At 48.3% G+C, this 18,042-nt stretch carries 16 protein-coding genes; 4 read left to right on the top strand and 12 right to left on the bottom strand.

Annotated features, from left to right (window positions below; genetic code table 11):
* Nucleotides 1-191: 191 nt before the first annotated feature.
* On the bottom strand, nt 192-911 hold the full coding sequence (locus DXN05_RS09400) for a TrmH family RNA methyltransferase (RefSeq protein WP_116846957.1): 720 nt from the start codon (nt 909-911) through the stop codon (nt 192-194).
* A 4-nt stretch (nt 912-915) separates the two neighbouring features.
* Between DXN05_RS09400 and DXN05_RS09395 the strand changes: the two genes are divergently transcribed.
* On the top strand, nt 916-3,351 hold the full coding sequence (locus DXN05_RS09395; protein WP_116846956.1) for a BamA/TamA family outer membrane protein: 2,436 nt from the start codon (nt 916-918) through the stop codon (nt 3,349-3,351).
* Here the strand turns inward: DXN05_RS09395 and truB are convergent, their stop codons facing one another.
* The 6 genes from truB to DXN05_RS09365 all read right to left on the bottom strand — a co-directional run bounded on the left by truB (nt 3,352) and on the right by DXN05_RS09365 (nt 9,550).
* A complete protein-coding gene (truB, locus tag DXN05_RS09390; RefSeq protein WP_116846955.1) occupies nt 3,352-4,092 on the bottom strand; it encodes a tRNA pseudouridine(55) synthase TruB in 741 nt (246 codons plus the stop codon).
* 117 nt (nt 4,093-4,209) lie between these two features.
* The gene (locus DXN05_RS09385; protein WP_116846954.1) at nt 4,210-5,553 is read right to left on the bottom strand and encodes a DUF58 domain-containing protein; all 1,344 of its coding nucleotides are present in this window, start codon (nt 5,551-5,553) and stop codon (nt 4,210-4,212) included.
* A complete protein-coding gene (locus tag DXN05_RS09380) occupies nt 5,553-6,530 on the bottom strand; it encodes an AAA family ATPase (RefSeq protein WP_116846953.1) in 978 nt (325 codons plus the stop codon). The genes DXN05_RS09385 and DXN05_RS09380 overlap by 1 nt, the downstream gene beginning before the upstream one ends.
* Nucleotides 6,531-6,532: 2 nt before the next feature.
* Complete coding sequence (locus DXN05_RS09375) at nt 6,533-7,729, bottom strand: DUF4350 domain-containing protein (RefSeq protein WP_116846952.1); 1,197 nt, start codon at nt 7,727-7,729, stop codon at nt 6,533-6,535.
* 4 nt (nt 7,730-7,733) lie between these two features.
* Nucleotides 7,734-8,588 carry a DUF4129 domain-containing protein gene (locus DXN05_RS09370; RefSeq protein ID WP_116846951.1) on the bottom strand — a complete coding sequence of 285 codons (855 nt, stop codon included), beginning with the start codon at nt 8,586-8,588 and terminating at the stop codon, nt 7,734-7,736.
* Between the two features lie 2 nt (nt 8,589-8,590).
* The gene (locus DXN05_RS09365) at nt 8,591-9,550 is read right to left on the bottom strand and encodes a stage II sporulation protein M (RefSeq protein WP_116846950.1); all 960 of its coding nucleotides are present in this window, start codon (nt 9,548-9,550) and stop codon (nt 8,591-8,593) included.
* A gap of 42 nt (nt 9,551-9,592) precedes the next feature.
* Between DXN05_RS09365 and DXN05_RS09360 the strand changes: the two genes are divergently transcribed.
* Nucleotides 9,593-10,330 (top strand): RDD family protein, encoded by a 738-nt coding sequence (locus DXN05_RS09360; protein WP_116846949.1) that lies wholly within the window; start codon nt 9,593-9,595, stop codon nt 10,328-10,330.
* Nucleotides 10,331-10,403: 73 nt separating this feature from the next.
* On the opposite strand, the gene DXN05_RS09355 is transcribed toward DXN05_RS09360, so the two are convergent.
* The 3 genes from DXN05_RS09355 to proS form a co-directional block, all read right to left on the bottom strand.
* On the bottom strand, nt 10,404-10,796 hold the full coding sequence (locus DXN05_RS09355) for a DUF5362 family protein (protein ID WP_116846948.1): 393 nt from the start codon (nt 10,794-10,796) through the stop codon (nt 10,404-10,406).
* Between the two features lie 2 nt (nt 10,797-10,798).
* Nucleotides 10,799-11,230 carry a hypothetical protein gene (locus tag DXN05_RS09350; protein WP_116846947.1) on the bottom strand — a complete coding sequence of 144 codons (432 nt, stop codon included), beginning with the start codon at nt 11,228-11,230 and terminating at the stop codon, nt 10,799-10,801.
* Nucleotides 11,231-11,533: 303 nt separating this feature from the next.
* Entirely contained in the window at nt 11,534-13,015 is a 1,482-nt protein-coding gene (proS, locus tag DXN05_RS09345; RefSeq protein WP_116846946.1) for a proline--tRNA ligase, read from the bottom strand.
* Between the two features lie 188 nt (nt 13,016-13,203).
* Here proS and DXN05_RS09340 point away from each other — a divergent pair, with 188 nt between their 5' ends.
* Both DXN05_RS09340 and DXN05_RS09335 read left to right on the top strand, forming a co-directional pair.
* Nucleotides 13,204-14,046, top strand: coding sequence for a hypothetical protein (locus tag DXN05_RS09340; protein ID WP_116846945.1), 843 nt, complete (start codon nt 13,204-13,206; stop codon nt 14,044-14,046).
* A 110-nt stretch (nt 14,047-14,156) separates the two neighbouring features.
* Nucleotides 14,157-15,707, top strand: a complete 1,551-nt coding sequence (locus DXN05_RS09335) for an OmpP1/FadL family transporter (protein ID WP_116846944.1) — start codon at nt 14,157-14,159, stop codon at nt 15,705-15,707.
* Between the two features lie 111 nt (nt 15,708-15,818).
* Here DXN05_RS09335 and miaA read toward each other — a convergent pair whose 3' ends face one another.
* Nucleotides 15,819-16,724: a tRNA (adenosine(37)-N6)-dimethylallyltransferase MiaA gene (gene miaA, locus DXN05_RS09330; RefSeq protein ID WP_116847158.1), complete on the bottom strand. Its 906-nt coding sequence runs from the start codon at nt 16,722-16,724 to the stop codon at nt 15,819-15,821.
* Nucleotides 16,725-16,806: 82 nt separating this feature from the next.
* Nucleotides 16,807-17,967: a sigma-54-dependent transcriptional regulator gene (locus tag DXN05_RS09325; protein WP_116846943.1), complete on the bottom strand. Its 1,161-nt coding sequence runs from the start codon at nt 17,965-17,967 to the stop codon at nt 16,807-16,809.
* Nucleotides 17,968-18,042 lie beyond the last annotated feature (75 nt).

Raw genomic sequence — 18,042 nt, 5'->3', positions numbered from 1 at the left:
AGCATCAAACCCGGAAAATCAAGGCTGCCTGGTTAAGCACGCCCCCATTTCCTCCATCATCACATTAGCATATCTTCAATTTCCAAATTAAAACCCTTATCAAAGAAACAATTTATAATTAGAAAACCAAGCCAATTCAATCAGCTACCTGTATTTGTATTGTATTAGCACATTTTCAAATCTTCAAATTTTCAAATTAAGTGCGACAGCACGATCCCCGTGGCTACGGCTGCATTTAATGATTCTGCTTCGCCGGTGCGGGGGATGGTGAGGGCTTGCTGAATGAGGGGCAGCAGGTGTTCGCGGATGCCTTTTGATTCATTGCCGATGACCAGCAATCCTTCTTTGAGGGGTTCGTGGCGCAGTACGGATTTGCCGTTGAGCAGGGTGCCATATACGGTAACCGGCGAACTGCGCAGCAGCGCGGCAATATCCTGGTACCATACTTTTACACGGGTAATGCTGCCCATGGTGCTTTGCACTACTTTGGGGTTGTACAGGTCAACCGTGTCTTCGCTGGCTACCAGCTGCTGCACGCCAAACCAATCGGCAATGCGGATGATGGTGCCCAGGTTACCGGGGTCTTGTATGCCATCGGTTACCAGGGTTAGCCGGCCCGCCAGTACAGGTGGTTGCTGCGGTGGCTGCTGCTGCACCACGGCCAGTACCTGGTTGGGTGTTTGCAGGTTGCTGAGGCGTTCCAGCTCGGCATGCGATACTTCCCTGGCCTGCGGTACCGTACCTGCAGCCTGCAGCCATTCGGCTGTTGCGTACACGGTTTGCACGGTAAAGCTGCTCTGCAGCAACTCTTCTACCAGCTTCGGACCTTCAGCAACAAATACCTGCTCTGCGATCCTGTTTTTTTTCTGGTATAAACTTTGGATATATTTGGCCTCATTCTTACTAACCATACGTATGACATTTAGCTGCAAATCCATCTATGCGACCCTTGTTTTTTTCGGCCTGATGGTTTGCGTTTTCTCTTCCTGTTCTGAACAAAAAAGAACCTTTGTCCGCAATTACCCCAAAGACACTGCTTTTATTTTCAATACCGATGTGCAGGTAAAAGGAAATTTGCCCAAAGATCAGAAAAATGCGTTAACCCTGGCACTTCCCACTTACTGGGATGACAGCCTGGCTATCCGCAAGACCCAGGTTTTCGGCTTTTTCTACAAACTGCGCAACCCGCCCACTTTCGATTCATTGGCCATACACCGCAGTATTGTACAAATGAACAGCTACCTCAACTCGCAGGGGTATTACCATGCAACGTTCGACAGTTCGTTTGTCATCAAAAAATCGGGCAAACAACAACGCGCCTTTGTTACCATTAAAGCCTATCCCGGTAAAAACCTGGTGGTTGATTCGGTGACGTATAAGCTAAGCGATTCTACCCTGCAAAAGCTGGCGATGGCCAATACAAAGGAAAGCCAGCTGGTAACGGGTGCAGCCTACAGCAAACAGCTCATCAGCAACGAGCTGGACAGGCTGGTGATTCTTTTCCGCAACAATGGTTATCTCAAATTCACACGCGATAACCTGTACGCAGAAGTGGATACGGTAAACAAGGCCCTGCTTGAACTTACGCTCGACCCGTTTGAACAGGCCCGTAAAATTGAAGAAGCAGCAGAGAAAAGAAAAAAGAACCCGATCATTGATGTATCCATACAGCTGCGGTTCCAAAGCGATTCTGTTTATACAGACAGCACGGTAGAACTGGATTCATCTGCCATGCGCCAGTACTATATCGGCAACGTGTACTACTATCCCGAAACAAAGATTACGGATATACCCGATAGCCTTATCAGCCACCCGCCTGCCTACCAGGCCGTAGTACGCCGCGATTTTACCATGTACCAGTTTGAAGGCAAGTTTAAGCCCCGCCCCCTGCGTGAACACACGTACCTGAAACGCGGTGCCTTGTACCATGAAGATTCGTATTATAATACCATCACCAATCTCTCGAATATCGGCGCCTGGTCGCAGGTAGACGGGCGAACGCGTACCCGCGGCGATTCGGTGGATGTGCATTTTTTCCTGGCCCCTGCCATTAAACAGAATTTTACCAGCAACCTTGAAGCCAGTTACAATACCGGTGATATCATCACGAGCAATTCACTGGTGGGTATTGCAGCCGACCTGTCTTTGCGCAACCGCAACGTTTGGAAACGTGCCGTTCAAAGCACCACTACCTTCCGCAATACCGTTGAGCTGAGCTTTAACCAGAACAGGGTGCTGCAGACCTTTCAACCTTCACTGGGACAGGTGTACAGCTTCCCGCGTATTATTGTGCCGCGCATACCGCTGTTTAAAAGCTGGTTTCAGAACGATGCCATTAAAACCACCAACCTCAGTGTGTATGGTTCATACACGGATCGTTTCGATTTCTTCCGCTTGCGGCAGCTGGTGGCAAGCTGGGGATATGAGTGGAAAAGAAAAAACAAAGCCTGGCAGTACAAGCCGCTGAATATAGAACTGTATTCACTGGATACCCTGCGCGGACTGGATTCGGCATTTAAAACCAATCCCTACCTGCGTACGGCATTTAATACCGGCTCGGTGATCAGCCAGATATTCAGTTACAATGTGCGCTACAAGGGAACCAGGCACACCAGTACCACGCATTACGTCCGGTTCGGGATAGAAGAAGCAGGCTCGCTGCTGGGGCGCATCAAAAGCCTGCAGAACAGGATTTACCAGTTTATACGTGTAGAGGGAGAATACAGCCGCACCATGCTGTTAAAGCGAAATGTGCTGGCCCTGCGGGCCTTTGCAGGAGCGGGTTACAACTATAGCAATGATCCGAAGTTTGGTAAAACGCTCCCCTTCTTTAAACAGTTTATTGCCGGCGGCCCCAATAGTATGCGCGCCTGGGGGTTGCGGCAGCTGGGGCTTGGCTCATCGCTGTTGTCAGATACATCGGGTGCTTTCCGCGACCGTTATGGCGATATGCAGCTGGAAGTAAATGCCGAGTACCGCTACAAGATTGCTACCATCGGCGGTATGGCCTTAAACGGGGCACTGTTTACTGATGTGGGCAATATCTGGAACCTGCGCAAAGACACACTGAATCCCAAAGGCACTTTTGAATTTAAAAACCTGGGCAAAGACATTGCGATTGCCTTAGGCACAGGTTTGCGTTTCGATTTCAGCTATTTCCTGATCCGTCTTGATTTTGGTATTAAACTGAAAGATCCTGCCCGTCTTGAAAACGGCGGCTGGATGCGCCTGAGCGATTTTACCTGGCGCAACAAGGAGTTTACCGTATACGATGCCACAGACCCCAATCATACCCGCATTATCAACCGTAACAACTACGCCTTCCAGCTGGGTATTGGTTTGCCGTTTTAGCTATACAGCATCTGTGTAACCGCCTGCAGGGGGAATATAGCTATTCTTGAGATGCTGTATTTCTGCACCAATGGCATCAACCGATAGCGCATATTCCAGTGAAAAATTACCGATACGGGTGCGGCATAAACTGCTGAGGTAGCCACCCACGCCCAATGCCTTGCCATAATCGTTGGCCAGGCTGCGTATGTAGGTACCCGTTGAGCATACCACTTTAAAATGCACTACCGGCAACTCGATGCGGGTTATTTCAAATGAATAGATGGTAATGGGGCGCGGCTCCAGTTCTACATCAATGCCTTTGCGGGCTGCCAGGTATACAGGCTTGCCGTCTTTTTTGATGGCAGAATGCGAAGGTGGTACCTGCATAATAGGGCCGGTAAACTGTGCAGTGGCGGCATGTATCATTTCTTCGGTGATATGGCTGATATCCTGCTGGTTTTCCGGTTCGCTTTCCAGGTCGTACGTAGGGGTAGATGCACCGAGCGTGATAGAGCCGGTATATTCCTTCTCCATCCCCATGTATTCGTTGATTTTTTTGGTGAATTTGCCTGTACAGATAATCAGCAAACCACTGGCCAGCGGGTCTAATGTGCCTGCATGACCAATCTTGGTAATACGTGAAAATCCCCGGATTTTACGCACAGCATCAAACGAAGTCCAGTGTAATGGCTTGTTCACCAGTAACACTTTCCCCTCCAGGTACGGCTCCAATGCCGGATGTATAGGCTTTTGCTTCATGGGCCGCAAAAGTCGTGTAAAAACCGGACAGATGGTTCAATGGTTGAAAATTGTTAGATGGATATAAAATAAATAATTGATTATAAACCATTTAACAATACAACCAACAACCATCTTTTAAACAACCTGCCTTGCTTTCACTTCCAGGTATTTGTTGATGACGTTTGCGGTTAGTTGCTGTGGTTCGGTGAGCAGGGCCATTACACCGTATTTCTGCAGTTCTTTTACAATCTGGCGCTTTTCAAATACGAATTTGCCGGCAATGGCCTTGTCGTATATGCCGGGCAGGGATTGGGCATTGGCTTCCTGCATTTCTTTGAGACCGGTATTCTCAAAAAACACTACAATCAGCGGGTGATGTGAGGCCAGCTTTTGCAGGTAAGGCAGCTGGCGTTGCATGGCATACATGCTTTCAAAATTGGTGAACAACACCAGCAGACTGCGCTGCTTTATACGGTAACGCACAAAACTGTACAGGGCTTCAAAATCGCTGTCCTGGAAAACTGTTTGCTGTTTGTACAGCGTTTCGAGCAGCAGCGATAACTGGGTTGATTTCTTGTCGGGCGCCACATACTGGTCAACCTTTTTACCAAAGGTGAGCAGGCCGGCTTTATCCTGTTTCAGCAACACCGTGTTGCCCAGCACCAGCGAGGCATTAATGGCATAGTCAAGCAGTGTCATGCCGTCGAAAGGCATTTTCATGCTGCGGCCTTTATCTACCAGGCAAATAATCTGCTGGCTTCTTTCATCGGTAAATGTGTTTACCATCAGCGCGTTTTTGCGGGCCGTGGCTTTCCAGTTAACCGTGCGGTAGTCATCACCGTTCACATACTCCTTTATCTGCTCAAATTCCATGCTGTTGCCTATTTTGCGCAACTGGCGCGAGCCTGTTTCATTCAGCTGGTTGGTAACAGCCATCAGCTGGTAACGCCGCATTTGCAAAAAGGAAGGATAGACGGCTACTGTTTCCGGCCCGCCTGTGCTGATTTGCCGCATGAGCATAAACAGCGGACTTCTCAGCAGTACATGGATAATTCCGAAATGATACTCCCCTCTTTCAACCGGCTTGATGGTGTATACCAGTGACCGGGTTTCGCCTGCTTCCAGTGTTATGCTGCGGCTCCAGTTGCGTTCCTGCAATTGCACCGGCAGTTCATCTATTAAAGTAATCGTTACCTTGTACGATAAATGATTGGTGCAGGTGAGTGTTACCTTGTTGTCATCGCCATTGCTGAAACGAGCGGTACAGCTGCGTTGTACGGTTACCGGCTGCTTTTTCAGGAACACCAGCAGCAAATCAACCGCGCCCAGCACAGCCAGTCCAAGCATGGCCACATCGCCTGCCTGCTGTAAAGGATGCCAGAACAGGGCAAGAATAAACAAGGCTACCACAGCAGCACCAATGCCGTAGAACAAAGGCGTGCAGTAAAACCGGAAGAAGTAAAGTATTTTTCTGATCATTACCTGGGCACTTCTATGGCATGAATAATCTGTGCAATAATTTCATCTTCACTTACGCCTTCCATTTCTTTTTCGGGTGTAAGCATAATGCGGTGGCGCAGTACGGGTTTGGCAGCGGCAACAATATCGTCGGGTATTACAAAATCGCGGCCGGCCAGTGCAGCAAAGGCTTTGGCAGTATGCAGCAGGGCCAGTGACGCGCGCGGCGAGGCACCCAGGTAAACTGATTTATCATTGCGCGTAGCCACAATTATTTTTGCAATAAACTGCAGCAGTTTATCATCTACCACAATTTTGCTGATGAGTTCCCTGAAACGCTCTATCTGCGCACCATTCAATACAGCTTGCACCTGCAGCAGCACATTGGCTGTGCCCAGCTGGTGAAAACGTTGCAGAATGGCTACTTCCTCTGTTTCGGTGGGGTAAGGCACCAGTATTTTCAGTAAAAAACGGTCAAGCTGTGCTTCGGGCAGGCGATAGGTGCCCTCCTGCTCCAGCGGGTTTTGCGTGGCCAATACCATGAAGGGTGCAGCCAGCGTATGGGTTACGCCATCCATGGTTACCTGGCGTTCTTCCATTACTTCAAACAGGGCAGATTGTGTTTTGGCCGGGGCGCGGTTAATCTCATCAATCAGCACCAGGTTGCTGAATATGGGGCCGCGTTTAAATTCAAAATGGCTGCTGCCGGGGTTAAAAATACTGGTACCCAGTACATCACTCGGCATTAAATCGGGTGTAAACTGAATACGGCTGAAACCCACCTGCAGGCTCTGTGCCAACAGTTTAGCGCTAAGGGTTTTGGCCACGCCGGGCACGCCTTCAATCAGCACATGGCCATTGGCCAGTATGGCTGCCATTAACAGGCGAACCATTTCGTGCTGGCCTACAATTATTTTCTGCACCTCGTTCTGCAGCGCCTGCATTACATGGCTCAGTTCACTTAAATCAATCCTTTGCTCAAATAAGGTTTCTTCCATAATCAGGCTTTTTGATAAAATTTTTCCAGCAGTGCATGGTAAGCCATCAGCTGTTCGCTGCTGATGCTGCCATGCAGCTGTATCAGGTGAATGCTATCTACAATAGCAGTGGTAATAGTTTCGTCTACCCCGGCTTTCAACGCCAGGTTGCCGGCAAATTCAGCATTAATATGCTGTGTGGATATTTTATACCGGTTGCGTACATAATCTAAAAAATACAGCGTGAGCTTTTCTGCCAGGTTGTGGTGATCGCCTTTTTCAAAGTACAGGGTGCTCACTGTTTTTACAAACTCCAGCGATTCGTTTACCGGTCTTGCATAAGCAGGAATCATGCGCTGTTTGCGTTTCACGGCTGTAAGCATGTACAGCAGCAACAAAGCACTTACCAGTATGGCAGCCCTGCGCAGGCTGCTGTAACGCCACAGTACGCTTAGTATACCGGATGATTTCTTTGCATCGTTATCGCTTTTATACAGGAAATATTCATCCCATACCACCTTGTTTACTTTGCCGGGTGCTAGCCGGAGTATGTTTTCAACATAGGTATGGTTGTTCCTGTACAGCGTAAAGAAATTGGTAAAGGTGATGGGCGTTGTATGCAACAGGATGTTGCCCTTATTTGCATGTACGCCCAGCAGGTTGGTGCTACGGGCAATGGGGCTTCTGAAATACCCCAGCGGGTAACCATAAGTGGTATCGTATGCCGTGATAACACTGCCATGCGGCACACCCCTGTAGGTATAGTCGTACGCGGGTTTAACTACATTGCTGTCCAGCGAAACAGACAATGCAAATGCACCGCCGAGGCTGCCTGTTTCCAGGCTGAAAAATGTTCTTGCTTTTTCATTCATGCCGGCTGCGCTGATGATGACGGTGTTGCCTTTTTTAGCGAATGTGAGCAGGGCGAGCAGCTCTTCATCAGAGGGGTGAAAATCATCGTTTACAATCAGCAGTACCTGGTTGGCTGAATCTTTTGACAATACCTGCCAGTGCACCGGGCTCTGGCTGTTGGTAAATACCGTTGCACCGGGATAAATCTTTGGCAGCAAACGGTAAATGGCATTACAGGCATAAGGCGCTTCGTCGGTAACGCTGAAGGTAATACGTTGATCAAACACATGCTCCTGGCGGCGCATCAGCATTGCTACTGCAACAACCAGTATCAGTACAAGGGCGATATAGGGGACCAGTTTTTTCATGGTATCAGGCTAGCAGTTTTTGCATGGCCAGGAAATCGTTTTTTACTGATTCAAATACCGGTTCGGTTATGGCGAACTGGCCGTACCAGATATATTCGTAGTGCCGTGTAATGTTTAAAAATGCATGGTGGTAAGGCGTTTGCTGCAACTGGGTGAGGTAATGAATATTGGTATAATCTGGCTGGTAATGAATCACCGACTGCTGGCTCATCATTTTCAATGTTTGCAGGAACAGGATGCGTACAGCCAGCCTGAAATCCTTGGCAGCGTAAGCCTTCTGTAAAAGATCGGCGTAAGGCAGTTCAAAAATATTCTCGTGCAACAGGTCACTGCTGTCACCGGCTGCAGGGTGACCCCGGCCGCTGCGTGTGAAAATGCTGATTTTATTGGCCTGCAGAAAATAAACAATACCGGCGATGAAGATAACAATCACCACGGCCCAGAAAATAAAAGTAACGCCTGCACCGGTTACAGGTATCTCTGGTTCATTGTCGTTTTCAGCGGGCTTGTGCGAAAGCTGTTTGTTTTCCGCTTCGGAAATATACCAGTATGCATCGGCGGCTTTCATCTCCCGCACAGCTGCATTCGTAGCAGTATCCGACTGGAGTGGTTCAGTTAAAAAAGGTTCGTCGTAGTAAGCTTTGCTGTTAACATTGTAACGCGTGCTGTCTTCCCCGGCAGCCTGTTCTCCTTCATCCCCGGCAATAACAGTTGCCGTATCAGCAGTAGTCTGCAGGCTGTCTGCACTGGCGGCAGCTTGTGCCTTACCCTGCGCAGGCAGCAGCATAATGGCCAGTAGCACCGGTAGCGTTCCCGCTGCATGCAGCAGGCGCTTTACAGCTGTGAAATGTATGCTCATATTTAAACAAACGCCGCGGCGTTTATTTTCTTTTTAAGGTAAAGGGGATAAATAACCAGGTAACCGGCCATCATTGCCAAAGATAACAGGATAATCACCAATTTTAACCAAAGCGGCATATCGGTATGCCGGGTAACAAACCCTTCAAAAAAAGCCGCCATCAGCAACATCGGGAAACTGCACAGCGCAATGGCCAGTCCTTCCTTTGCGCCAATTTTCAATGCATCCAGGCGTTTAATGGTGCCGGGGAATAACCAGCTTTTCGCCAGCACCAGCCCTGCACAGGCAGAGATAACAATGGCAGACAATTCCAGTGTACCGTGTATCATAATGGTGAGCAGGCTGGCCTGAACCATACCCTTGGTATAAAAAAAGTATTCAAACACACCTACCATAATGGCATTCTGCAGCAGCATGGTAATGGTGAAATAACCCAGCAGCAAACCACCACTGAACACCATCAGCGATACCCTGAAATTATTGGCAAAAAGGTATAAAAAACTCAGGAACTCATTGCCCGAATTGTACACACCGAAAGGATGCCCTTCGCGGATATTGCGTTCGGTCATGTCTACATAATCGTTGCCCAGTACCTGGCGTACAAAGCCGCTGTCATTTTTGGCCGAAAACACACCAATGGCCACAAATAAAATAAACAGCAGGAAACTGATAAGCAGGGTGCGGTGATGTTTGGCAATAATCAGCGGCAGATCGAGCATGAAAAAGCGTTTTAAGCGGCTGGCACTCTGTTTCTGGTTTTCATAAATGCTGAGGTAGCGTTTACTGGCCAGTGCATTGAGGTACTGCGTTATTTTACTGCCTGGATAAAAGGTTTTGCTAAAGCCCAGGTCTTCTACCAGCTCGGTAAATTCCTGCGCGGTTTCATCAGGATGCTGACCGGGCAGCTCTTCCATTTGCAGCCAGCGGTCTTTATTTTTCCTGATAAATAATGCTTCTCTCAAATTGCCGTATTTTGATGACGGAAATTATTGATTACTTTACATATGGACAAAATTACCATTCCCACCAGCTTTAATATTGAACTGGAATTTGAAACAGCCGAATTTCACAAACGGTTGTTTGCCTGGTTAATTGATCTGGCGATGATGATTGCTTACTGGCTGGTTGCCTACAGGCTGCTTGCCGGCGTGATCAGTAATAATGGATCGGAGCATGCAGAGATGAATAATTATGCGCTGTATACCGTGCTGGTAGCCACGCCTCCCCTGTTGTACCACCTGGTATGTGAAATGGTGATGAACGGGCAAAGCATTGGTAAAAAACTGATGGGGTTGAAAGTAATCAGCGAAACAGGCGGGCGGCCTGCTATTCATCAGCTGCTGCTGCGCTGGCTGCTGCGTTTGGCCGATTTTGGCTTCACCTTTTGTACAGGCGGTTTGCTCAGCAGCCTGCTTACCCGCAAACACCAGCGGCTGGGCGATATGGCTGCAGGCACTATTGTTATTAAAACCAAACAACCCTATCACCTGGGGCAGACTATCTTTTTTGAAGTGGCCGATAACTACCAGCTGCGTTACCCGGCAGTAATGAAACTGAGCGACCGCGATATGAACGTTATCAAAACCATTCTCGACAACTGTTATAAATCCGGCAATTATGCTTTCGCCGCACGTACTGCCGATAAAATAAGAACAGTACTCAGCATCAATGAATACACCGATGATGTGGAGTTCCTGGAAACCTTGCTGAAAGACTATAACTATCTTGCAGCAAAAGGATAATGCTACACAGGCAATACAAAATAAAAGGACTGCCTTTTGAGCAGTCCCTTTTATGTAACAAAGACTAATCACATTATCTTCTGAGTGCGTTAACGCCTATCACCGATACAAAGGCAATTACAAGCACTGCAATAACCATCACCACAATCAGCAGTATACCCATAATTTTGAAGTAAGTCTGCAGGCTCCTGAGACTTTCCACGAACTCGCCCTGGTCATTGTTCTGCAGTGCAATCTTCATTTTTTTGCTGAACTGCAGCAGGTAGATGTACAGCAATACATTCAGTGCAACGGTGACCAGTACACCAATTACATTGCCGCGTGTAAAACCGGTGAGCATTGAAACGGCGCTGGATATTAATCCCACGAATGCGGCAATCTGGCCCCACTTGGCAGCATCTGCCAGTAAAAACCGCAGGCGGGCCGTTACCTGCAGGCCGTATAATTCGGTTAGTTTATTTTCCATGCTTACATTAATTGGAGGAGATTGATCAGCAAACCGAGTATCCCGAAAATTGCCGAGATCATTAAATAGTTTCTCAATGCGTTGATGCCTTTTTCAAGCGCCTTTTGGTCGTTGAAATCCACGGCTTGCCTGGTGCTGGCCGCGAACGTGTACATCATCCAGGTAATAGTGCCGCCAATACCAGCAATAACCAGTACCAGCACAAACAGCATATACTTACCCATGCCCATCAGCGCGGCGGTGCCCAAACCAGGCATGCGGCTGAAAGCGGCGATCAGGCTGGCACCTGCCAGCAGGCACGATAACAGCAATACCGCAAGGCCAATCATACAGGTGATGGAAATGAATTTCGTCCACCGCGATGCTTCTTTCAAAGCCGGCACGGCAACCTCATCAAGTTGTAAATCAAGCAGGGAACCTTCTTCTTCGTACATAAGCAGATATAGGTTTAGAAGTGAATAAAACGGCGTTCATTCGGTTAGGTCATGGTTATTGACAGGATAATTGGAATAGAAAAATGATTCAATGGTACAAACGGATCAAAACCGGGCTGCAGATTCATTGCCGGGTTATTTTGCTGATGCTTTAAAGATAGTAAAACCGGTTATATAATAAAAAAATGTTCGATGTTTTTTTGCCCGTCTGCCATCCCAATCGTCGAAAAGAATACCTCAAATCATAAAAAAGCCGTTGCGCATGCTGCACAACGGCTTGTATCTGTTTCCTGTAATTTACTGCTAGTAAGCCCTGGCGAACAATACGCGCTGGGTGGAAGGGTTGCCGGTAAGCACACATTTGCCTGCTTCCTGCTTGTTGTCAAGCGGGATACAACGGATAGTAGCTTTGGACAATTCCTTGATTTTTTCTTCCGTTTCGCCGGTGCCATCCCAATGGGCCGAAACAAAACCTGTTTTTTCGTCCAGTACCTGCATAAACTCGTCCCAGCTGTTTACTTCCGTAATATGGCTGTCGCGGTAAGCTTTGGCCCTGTTGTAGATATTCACCTGAATTTCATCGAGCAGGCTGATGATTTTTTCAGGCAAACCATCCAGGCTGTAGCTCGCTTTTTCTTTGGTATCCCTGCGCGCCACTTCGGCCACGTTGTTGTCGAGATCACGGGCACCCAGTGCAATACGTACAGGCACGCCTTTCAGCTCATATTCGGCAAATTTCCATCCCGGGCGGGCATTGTCGTTATCGTCGTATTTCACTGAAATGTTCGCTGCTTTCAGGGCAGGTATCAGTTCGTTCTTTACTTTATCGTCAATGCGCGCTTTCTGATCGTCGCCTTTGTAAATAGGCACAATCACTACCTGTACAGGTGCAATGCGCGGCGGCAGAATTAAACCGTCATCGTCACTGTGTGCCATAACCAGTCCGCCGATAAGCCTGGTGCTCACGCCCCAGCTGGTAGCCCACACGTAATCGAGCTTGTTTTCCTTATCGCTGAATTTCACATCAAATGCTTTGGCAAAATTCTGGCCCAGGAAATGGGAAGTACCTGCCTGCAGTGCCTTACCGTCCTGCATCAGTGCTTCAATGCAATAAGTATCTTCTGCACCGGCAAAACGTTCATTGGCAGTTTTTACGCCTTTAATCACGGGTACAGCCATCCAGTTTTCTGCAAAATCGGCATACACTTCCAGCATTTGTTTGGTTTCAGCTACGGCTTCCATTGCTGTGGCGTGTGCGGTATGGCCTTCCTGCCACAAAAATTCTGCGGTACGCAAAAACAGCCTGGTACGCATTTCCCAGCGCACTACGTTGGCCCACTGGTTAATGAGCAGGGGCAGGTCGCGGTATGATTGTATCCAGCCTTTATAGGTATTCCAGATGATCGCCTCACTGGTGGGGCGAACAATGAGTTCTTCTTCCAGTTTGGCTTCAGGATCAACCATCAGTTTGCCTTTGTTATCCGGGTCGGTTTTCAGGCGGTAATGGGTTACCACGGCGCATTCCTTGGCGAAACCTTCGGCATTTTTCTCTTCGGCTTCAAACAGGCTTTTGGGAACAAAAAGCGGGAAATAGGCATTTACGTGACCGGTGTCCTTGAACATTTTGTCCAGCGCATCGCGCATTTTTTCCCACAGGGCATATCCATATGGTTTAATTACCATACAGCCCTTAACGGCACTGTAATCGGCCAGTCCGCCCTTCAGTACCAGGTCAATATACCATTGGGAATAATCCTGTTCTCTTGATGTAATCTCTTTGCTCATACTTGATCTGTTAAAAAGCCGTTCGTGTTCCGGGGCTGTTAACAAAGTTTTTTGGGTTAAACAGCCACGGTATGCAGACGGAATACAGTAATCTGTTGATGATTTGTTACTTATATTCCGTTAAAATTAGGTTACGGGCGTGGCAAAAGTAGTAACTTAGATGTATAAACCTTACAAACAGTACTGTGATGCATAAAATTTTACCTATAGTTATAGCGGCAGCCCTGCTCGGTGGCTGTTCCAGCTCGCGCAAGGCTACAGCTGATGATGTGTATTATTCACCCGCACGCCACAGTACTGTAGGAGACGACCGTACTGCACGCGACGAATACGACGAAGACAACCAGGCAAAAGCTGACCAGGTGGGTGATGACCGTTATGAAACCGCTCAAAGCGCCTCTGACGATCATTACCTGCGCATGAAAGTGCAGGACCCTGACCGCTGGTCAACCATTGATGATTATGATTACTGGTACGACAGCCGTTACCTGTACAATAACTACGCTTACAACCCCTACTACAGCGGCTTAGGCTACGGCGGGTTTGGTGGCTTCGGTTACGGTTCGGGCTTTGGCCTGGGCTGGGGCGGATTCTATCCCGGTTTCAGCCTGGCGCTGAACTGGTATTCACCCGGTTATTTCTGGAACAGCTGGTACAGCCCGTACTACTCAGTGGTATACTACAAAAATCCGGTTGCCTACAACCGCCCCTACAGCGCACACACTAACCTGAACGCTTACAGCAACAGGCGTGTGCTCAACAGCAATGGCAGCTACAGCAATGGACGTTATTACAACAACAGCAATACACCTTCTAACGGCCGTTACAGCAATACCAGCTTTGGTTCGCTGGTACGCAGGGCAGTGACCCCGGCCAATAACGACAATAATTCCCAGAACAACAACAACTGGACAAGACCCCAGCGTAATTTCAACACGCCTTCTGTTGCTCCTTCAGGCAGCGTTGGTGGCCGCAGCGGCGGTTTCAGTTCATCTGGCGGTGGCGGCGGTTCAAGACCATCCAGAAGATAACAGCAGATTATTATTACTCCAACTTATGTGAATTGATCGCTTATAATGTTGTGTTATTATAAGCAGGCTATTTTTTACCCCAAACCGGACATGGAATTAACTACATGCTTATGAAAAGGTACCTCTGTATTTGCGCTGCCACTTTTTTATGTGGCACGGCAGTGTACGCGCAGGAGCCGGAGGATGCACTGCGCAGCTCATGGTTTATACCCGGCGGCTCGGCACGCAGCACGGCTATCGGCGGCGCAATTGGCGCACTGGGTGGTGATATCAGCGCCAGTAATGTAAACCCGGCAGGCATCGGGATGTATAAAAACACCGAATTTGTTATTTCCCCCGGCCTCATGTTCAACAGCAACAAGATTAATTACCGCGACAGTGCCGGCAGCAGCAAACGCACTGCTTTTGCCTACGGCCCTATCGGTTTTGTATTCGGCTCGGCCAAAGACCCGCGGTACAGCAAATGGAGCAGCACTGCATTCGCTGTATCTGTTACACAGCTGGCCAGCTACAACAATCATGCATCGTATGCAGGCTTTAATAACATCAGCTCCTATTCTGAAAAATACCTGGAAGAACTTACCCGCGACAGAGCCGATACAATTTCGGCTTATAACAATTATCTCAACGGCGCCTCACTTGCCTTTGGCAGCTTTTTAATTGATACTGCGCTTGATGGTAATAAACAATTGATCGGTTACCAAAGCCTGGTGCCAGATTCAAGCGGCATATACCAGCAATACGACAGCAAAACAACCGGTGGCTTTCATGAAGTGGCTTTTGCTTTTGCAGGCAACACGGCAGACAGGCTGTACCTGGGTATGAGCGTTAATGTGCCCATTGAAAGCTATCACCGCGATTTGTATTACCGCGAAACAGATGCCAGCGGCAACCCCAATAACGACTTCAATTATTTTGAATACCGGGAGCAGTTTAAATCATCCGGCATAGGGCTTAATGCCAAGCTGGGTATGATTTACAGGGCCACATCGGCATTAAGACTGGGGCTTGCATTTCATACGCCCTCGATTATGTCGTTTAAAGATGAACTGCGTGCATCCATTACCACAGATTCTGAGAATTATCTTACCGTACCACCGCATGTAAACACCGAAAGCAGCGATGCGCGCAACAATGGGGCGCCCATTACCCGCTCTTACTACCAGCTTACCCCTTACCGTGCCATTGTAAGCGGCAGTTATGTATTTAATGCGGTGGCAGATACCAAACAACAACGCGGATTTGTGAGTGCAGATGTTGAATTTGTTAATTATCGCGGCACCCGTTATTATGCCGATAACAACGAAGACGAATCTGCCACGGATTATTACAAAGCCCTTAACAGTACTACCAAGGATTACCTGAAAGGCGCACTGAATGTGCGTGTAGGCGGCGAGTTAAAATTTGACCCGCTCCTGTTTCGTGCAGGTATAGCCTATTACGGCAGCCCGTACAACGATAAAACGTTAAAAGCCAGTCGCACCATGCTGAGCGGTGGCCTGGGTTACCGTGCACACGGCATGTTTATTGATCTTACTTATGCGTACAGCTTTAATAAAGATGTCAATTTCCCCTACCGGTTAGCAGATAAGCCGAATACTTATGCTGTTACCAAAAACAACAGGGGTAATTTGTTACTGACAGTTGGTTTTAAGATCTGAACCAGCCAAACCCGAACTCACCTGCTGGCGCCTGTAGCAATACGGGCGCTTTTGTTTCCCGTAGTCTGCCGATGGCTGTGTCCTCACAGCCATCATGTTCACCAAAACTTGTTATTTCAACAGCTCTTCCACCGCATCTATTACTGCCTCGCCGGGCTGAAACCAGTTAATGGTGGTATCTCTTTTAAACCAGGTAAGCTGGCGTTTGGCGTAATGGCGGGTATTGGTTTTGAGTTGTTCAATGGCAGCAGGCAGGGTAATCTTCCCGTCGAAATAATCAAAGAATTCGCGGTAGCCTACGGTTTGTAGTGCGTTGAGGTGGCGGAAGGATAACAGGTCCTGCGCTTCTTCCAGCAGGCCGGCCTGCATCATCAGGTCAACACGCAGGTTAATACGGTGGTACAGCTGTTCGCGCGGCATATCCAATCCAATCTTGATAATATTAAAATCACGTGTGGCTTTGGCAGCTGTGCGGAAGCTGCTAATGGATTGCCCCGATGCATACAATACTTCCAGGGCACGCATTAAACGCTGCGGGTTTTGCTGCTCGGCTGTTTCCCAGAACAGCGGATCTTTTTCGCGCAGTTCGTTTTGCAGGAAGACCAGCCCGTTTTGCTGGTACAGGTCAATCACGGCTTCATGAATCTCTGCCGGAACAGGCGGAATATGGTCAATTCCCTCGCAGAAAGCTTTTACATACAAACCGGTGCCCCCCACCATTACAGCCACCGGGCGGGTACTGAAAATCTCAGACACAGCCTGTAATGCATACTGTTCGTAAACGGCTGCATTCACTTCGTCGTGTATGGAATGGGAGTTGATAAAATAATGCGGCACCAATGCCAGCTCGTGCGGTTCGGGTTTGGCTACACCAATGTTCAGTTCGCGGAAACACTGTCTTGAATCTGCCGATACAATGGCTGTTCCGAAATGTTGTGCCAGCTGCAGTGACAGCGCGGTTTTACCCACTGCCGTAGGGCCGGTGATAATGATAACGGTATGTTGGTGCCGGATCAAAACAAAGTATGCTGGATTGGTAAAATAAAAGGCAGGCACAATTGTTTGCACCTGCCCTGGAATATATGCTCAAGTGCTTCGGTTAACGCGGCAGCACGTAATTGGTTACATCTTCCTGCGTAATGGTTTTGCCAGATAAAATGACCAGTCGCTCCACCACGTTGCGCAGTTCACGGATATTACCGGTCCAGTTGTGTTTCTGCAACGCATCCATGGCTTTTTTGTCGATGCCTTTTTTGGCCTGGCCATATTCTTCGCCAATATCTGCGAGGAATTTGTCCACCAGCAAAGGAATATCCGCACGCCTGTCGTTGAGTGAAGGTACATGAATCAAAATCACACCCAGCCTGTGGTACAGGTCAAGACGGAAATTCTTTTCCTCCACTTCTTTCAGCAGGTCTTTATTGGTAGCAGCCACCACACGTACATCAACAGAGATTTCCTTATCGCCGCCTACCCGGGTAATTTTACCTTCCTGCAAAGCACGCAGCACTTTGGCCTGTGCGCTTAGGCTCATATCCCCTACTTCATCCAGGAAAAGCGTACCACCGCTTGCCTGTTCAAACTTGCCGATGCGTTGTTTAATAGCGGAAGTGAAGGAACCTTTTTCATGACCAAAGAGTTCGCTTTCTATGAGTTCGCCGGGTATGGCTGCGCAGTTTACTTCTACCAGCTGCCCATCGGCACGGTTGCTTTTTTCATGAATCCAGCGGGCCACCATTTCTTTACCAACGCCGTTTTCGCCTGTTACCAAAACACGTGCATCGGTGGGCGCTACTTTTTCAATGGTTTCCTTGATGCGGAGAATGCCGTCGCTTTCGCCGATCATTTCCTGCACCTTGCTCACGCGGCGTTTGAGTGTGCGCGTTTCTTTGCTCAGCGTGTTTTTATCCATCGCGTTGCGGATAGTGATGAGCATGCGGTTCAGGTCCGGCGGCTTGGCTATATAATCGTAAGCACCTTTTTTAACGGCGTCTACAGCTGTTTCAATGGTACCGTGTCCGCTGATCATAATCACCGGTACATCGGGGTTTACCTCTGTTGCCTTGGTTAAAAACTCCAGCCCGTCCATTTTGGGCATTTTGATATCACACAGCACCACATCGTAGGTGTTCGATGTGAAAAACTTCCATCCTTCCTCTCCGTCAGACGCCTCGGTTACCTTAAAACCTTCGTACGACAATATTTCGCAGAGGGTTTTACGAATGGCCTTTTCATCATCTATGATCAAAATATTTGACATATCACTTATTTGGGGTGGCTAAATTAACAAAATACCGCGAAAAACCGGTGTTTGCAGGCTTAAACGTAGAACAGC

The organism is Deminuibacter soli, from assembly GCF_003412455.1.
Taxonomy (GTDB): Bacteria; Bacteroidota; Bacteroidia; order Chitinophagales; family Chitinophagaceae; genus Deminuibacter; species Deminuibacter soli.
Note: the sequence above shows the minus strand (reverse complement) of the source record. Positions and strands in the feature narration are given on the sequence as shown.

Excerpts from the sequence above, each read along its gene's own strand:
- DXN05_RS09400 (WP_116846957.1), bottom strand. The coding sequence starts at position 911 with ATGGTTAGTAAGAATGAGGCCAAATATATCCAAAGTTTATACCAGAAA.
- DXN05_RS09395 (WP_116846956.1), top strand. The coding sequence starts at position 916 with ATGACATTTAGCTGCAAATCCATCTATGCGACCCTTGTTTTTTTCGGC.
- truB (WP_116846955.1), bottom strand. The coding sequence starts at position 4,092 with ATGAAGCAAAAGCCTATACATCCGGCATTGGAGCCGTACCTGGAGGGG.
- DXN05_RS09385 (WP_116846954.1), bottom strand. The coding sequence starts at position 5,553 with ATGATCAGAAAAATACTTTACTTCTTCCGGTTTTACTGCACGCCTTTG.
- DXN05_RS09380 (WP_116846953.1), bottom strand. The coding sequence starts at position 6,530 with ATGGAAGAAACCTTATTTGAGCAAAGGATTGATTTAAGTGAACTGAGC.
- DXN05_RS09375 (WP_116846952.1), bottom strand. The coding sequence starts at position 7,729 with ATGAAAAAACTGGTCCCCTATATCGCCCTTGTACTGATACTGGTTGTT.
- DXN05_RS09370 (WP_116846951.1), bottom strand. The coding sequence starts at position 8,588 with ATGAGCATACATTTCACAGCTGTAAAGCGCCTGCTGCATGCAGCGGGA.
- DXN05_RS09360 (WP_116846949.1), top strand. The coding sequence starts at position 9,593 with ATGGACAAAATTACCATTCCCACCAGCTTTAATATTGAACTGGAATTT.
- DXN05_RS09355 (WP_116846948.1), bottom strand. The coding sequence starts at position 10,796 with ATGGAAAATAAACTAACCGAATTATACGGCCTGCAGGTAACGGCCCGC.
- DXN05_RS09350 (WP_116846947.1), bottom strand. The coding sequence starts at position 11,230 with ATGTACGAAGAAGAAGGTTCCCTGCTTGATTTACAACTTGATGAGGTT.
- proS (WP_116846946.1), bottom strand. The coding sequence starts at position 13,015 with ATGAGCAAAGAGATTACATCAAGAGAACAGGATTATTCCCAATGGTAT.
- DXN05_RS09340 (WP_116846945.1), top strand. The coding sequence starts at position 13,204 with ATGCATAAAATTTTACCTATAGTTATAGCGGCAGCCCTGCTCGGTGGC.
- DXN05_RS09335 (WP_116846944.1), top strand. The coding sequence starts at position 14,157 with ATGAAAAGGTACCTCTGTATTTGCGCTGCCACTTTTTTATGTGGCACG.
- DXN05_RS09325 (WP_116846943.1), bottom strand. The coding sequence starts at position 17,967 with ATGTCAAATATTTTGATCATAGATGATGAAAAGGCCATTCGTAAAACC.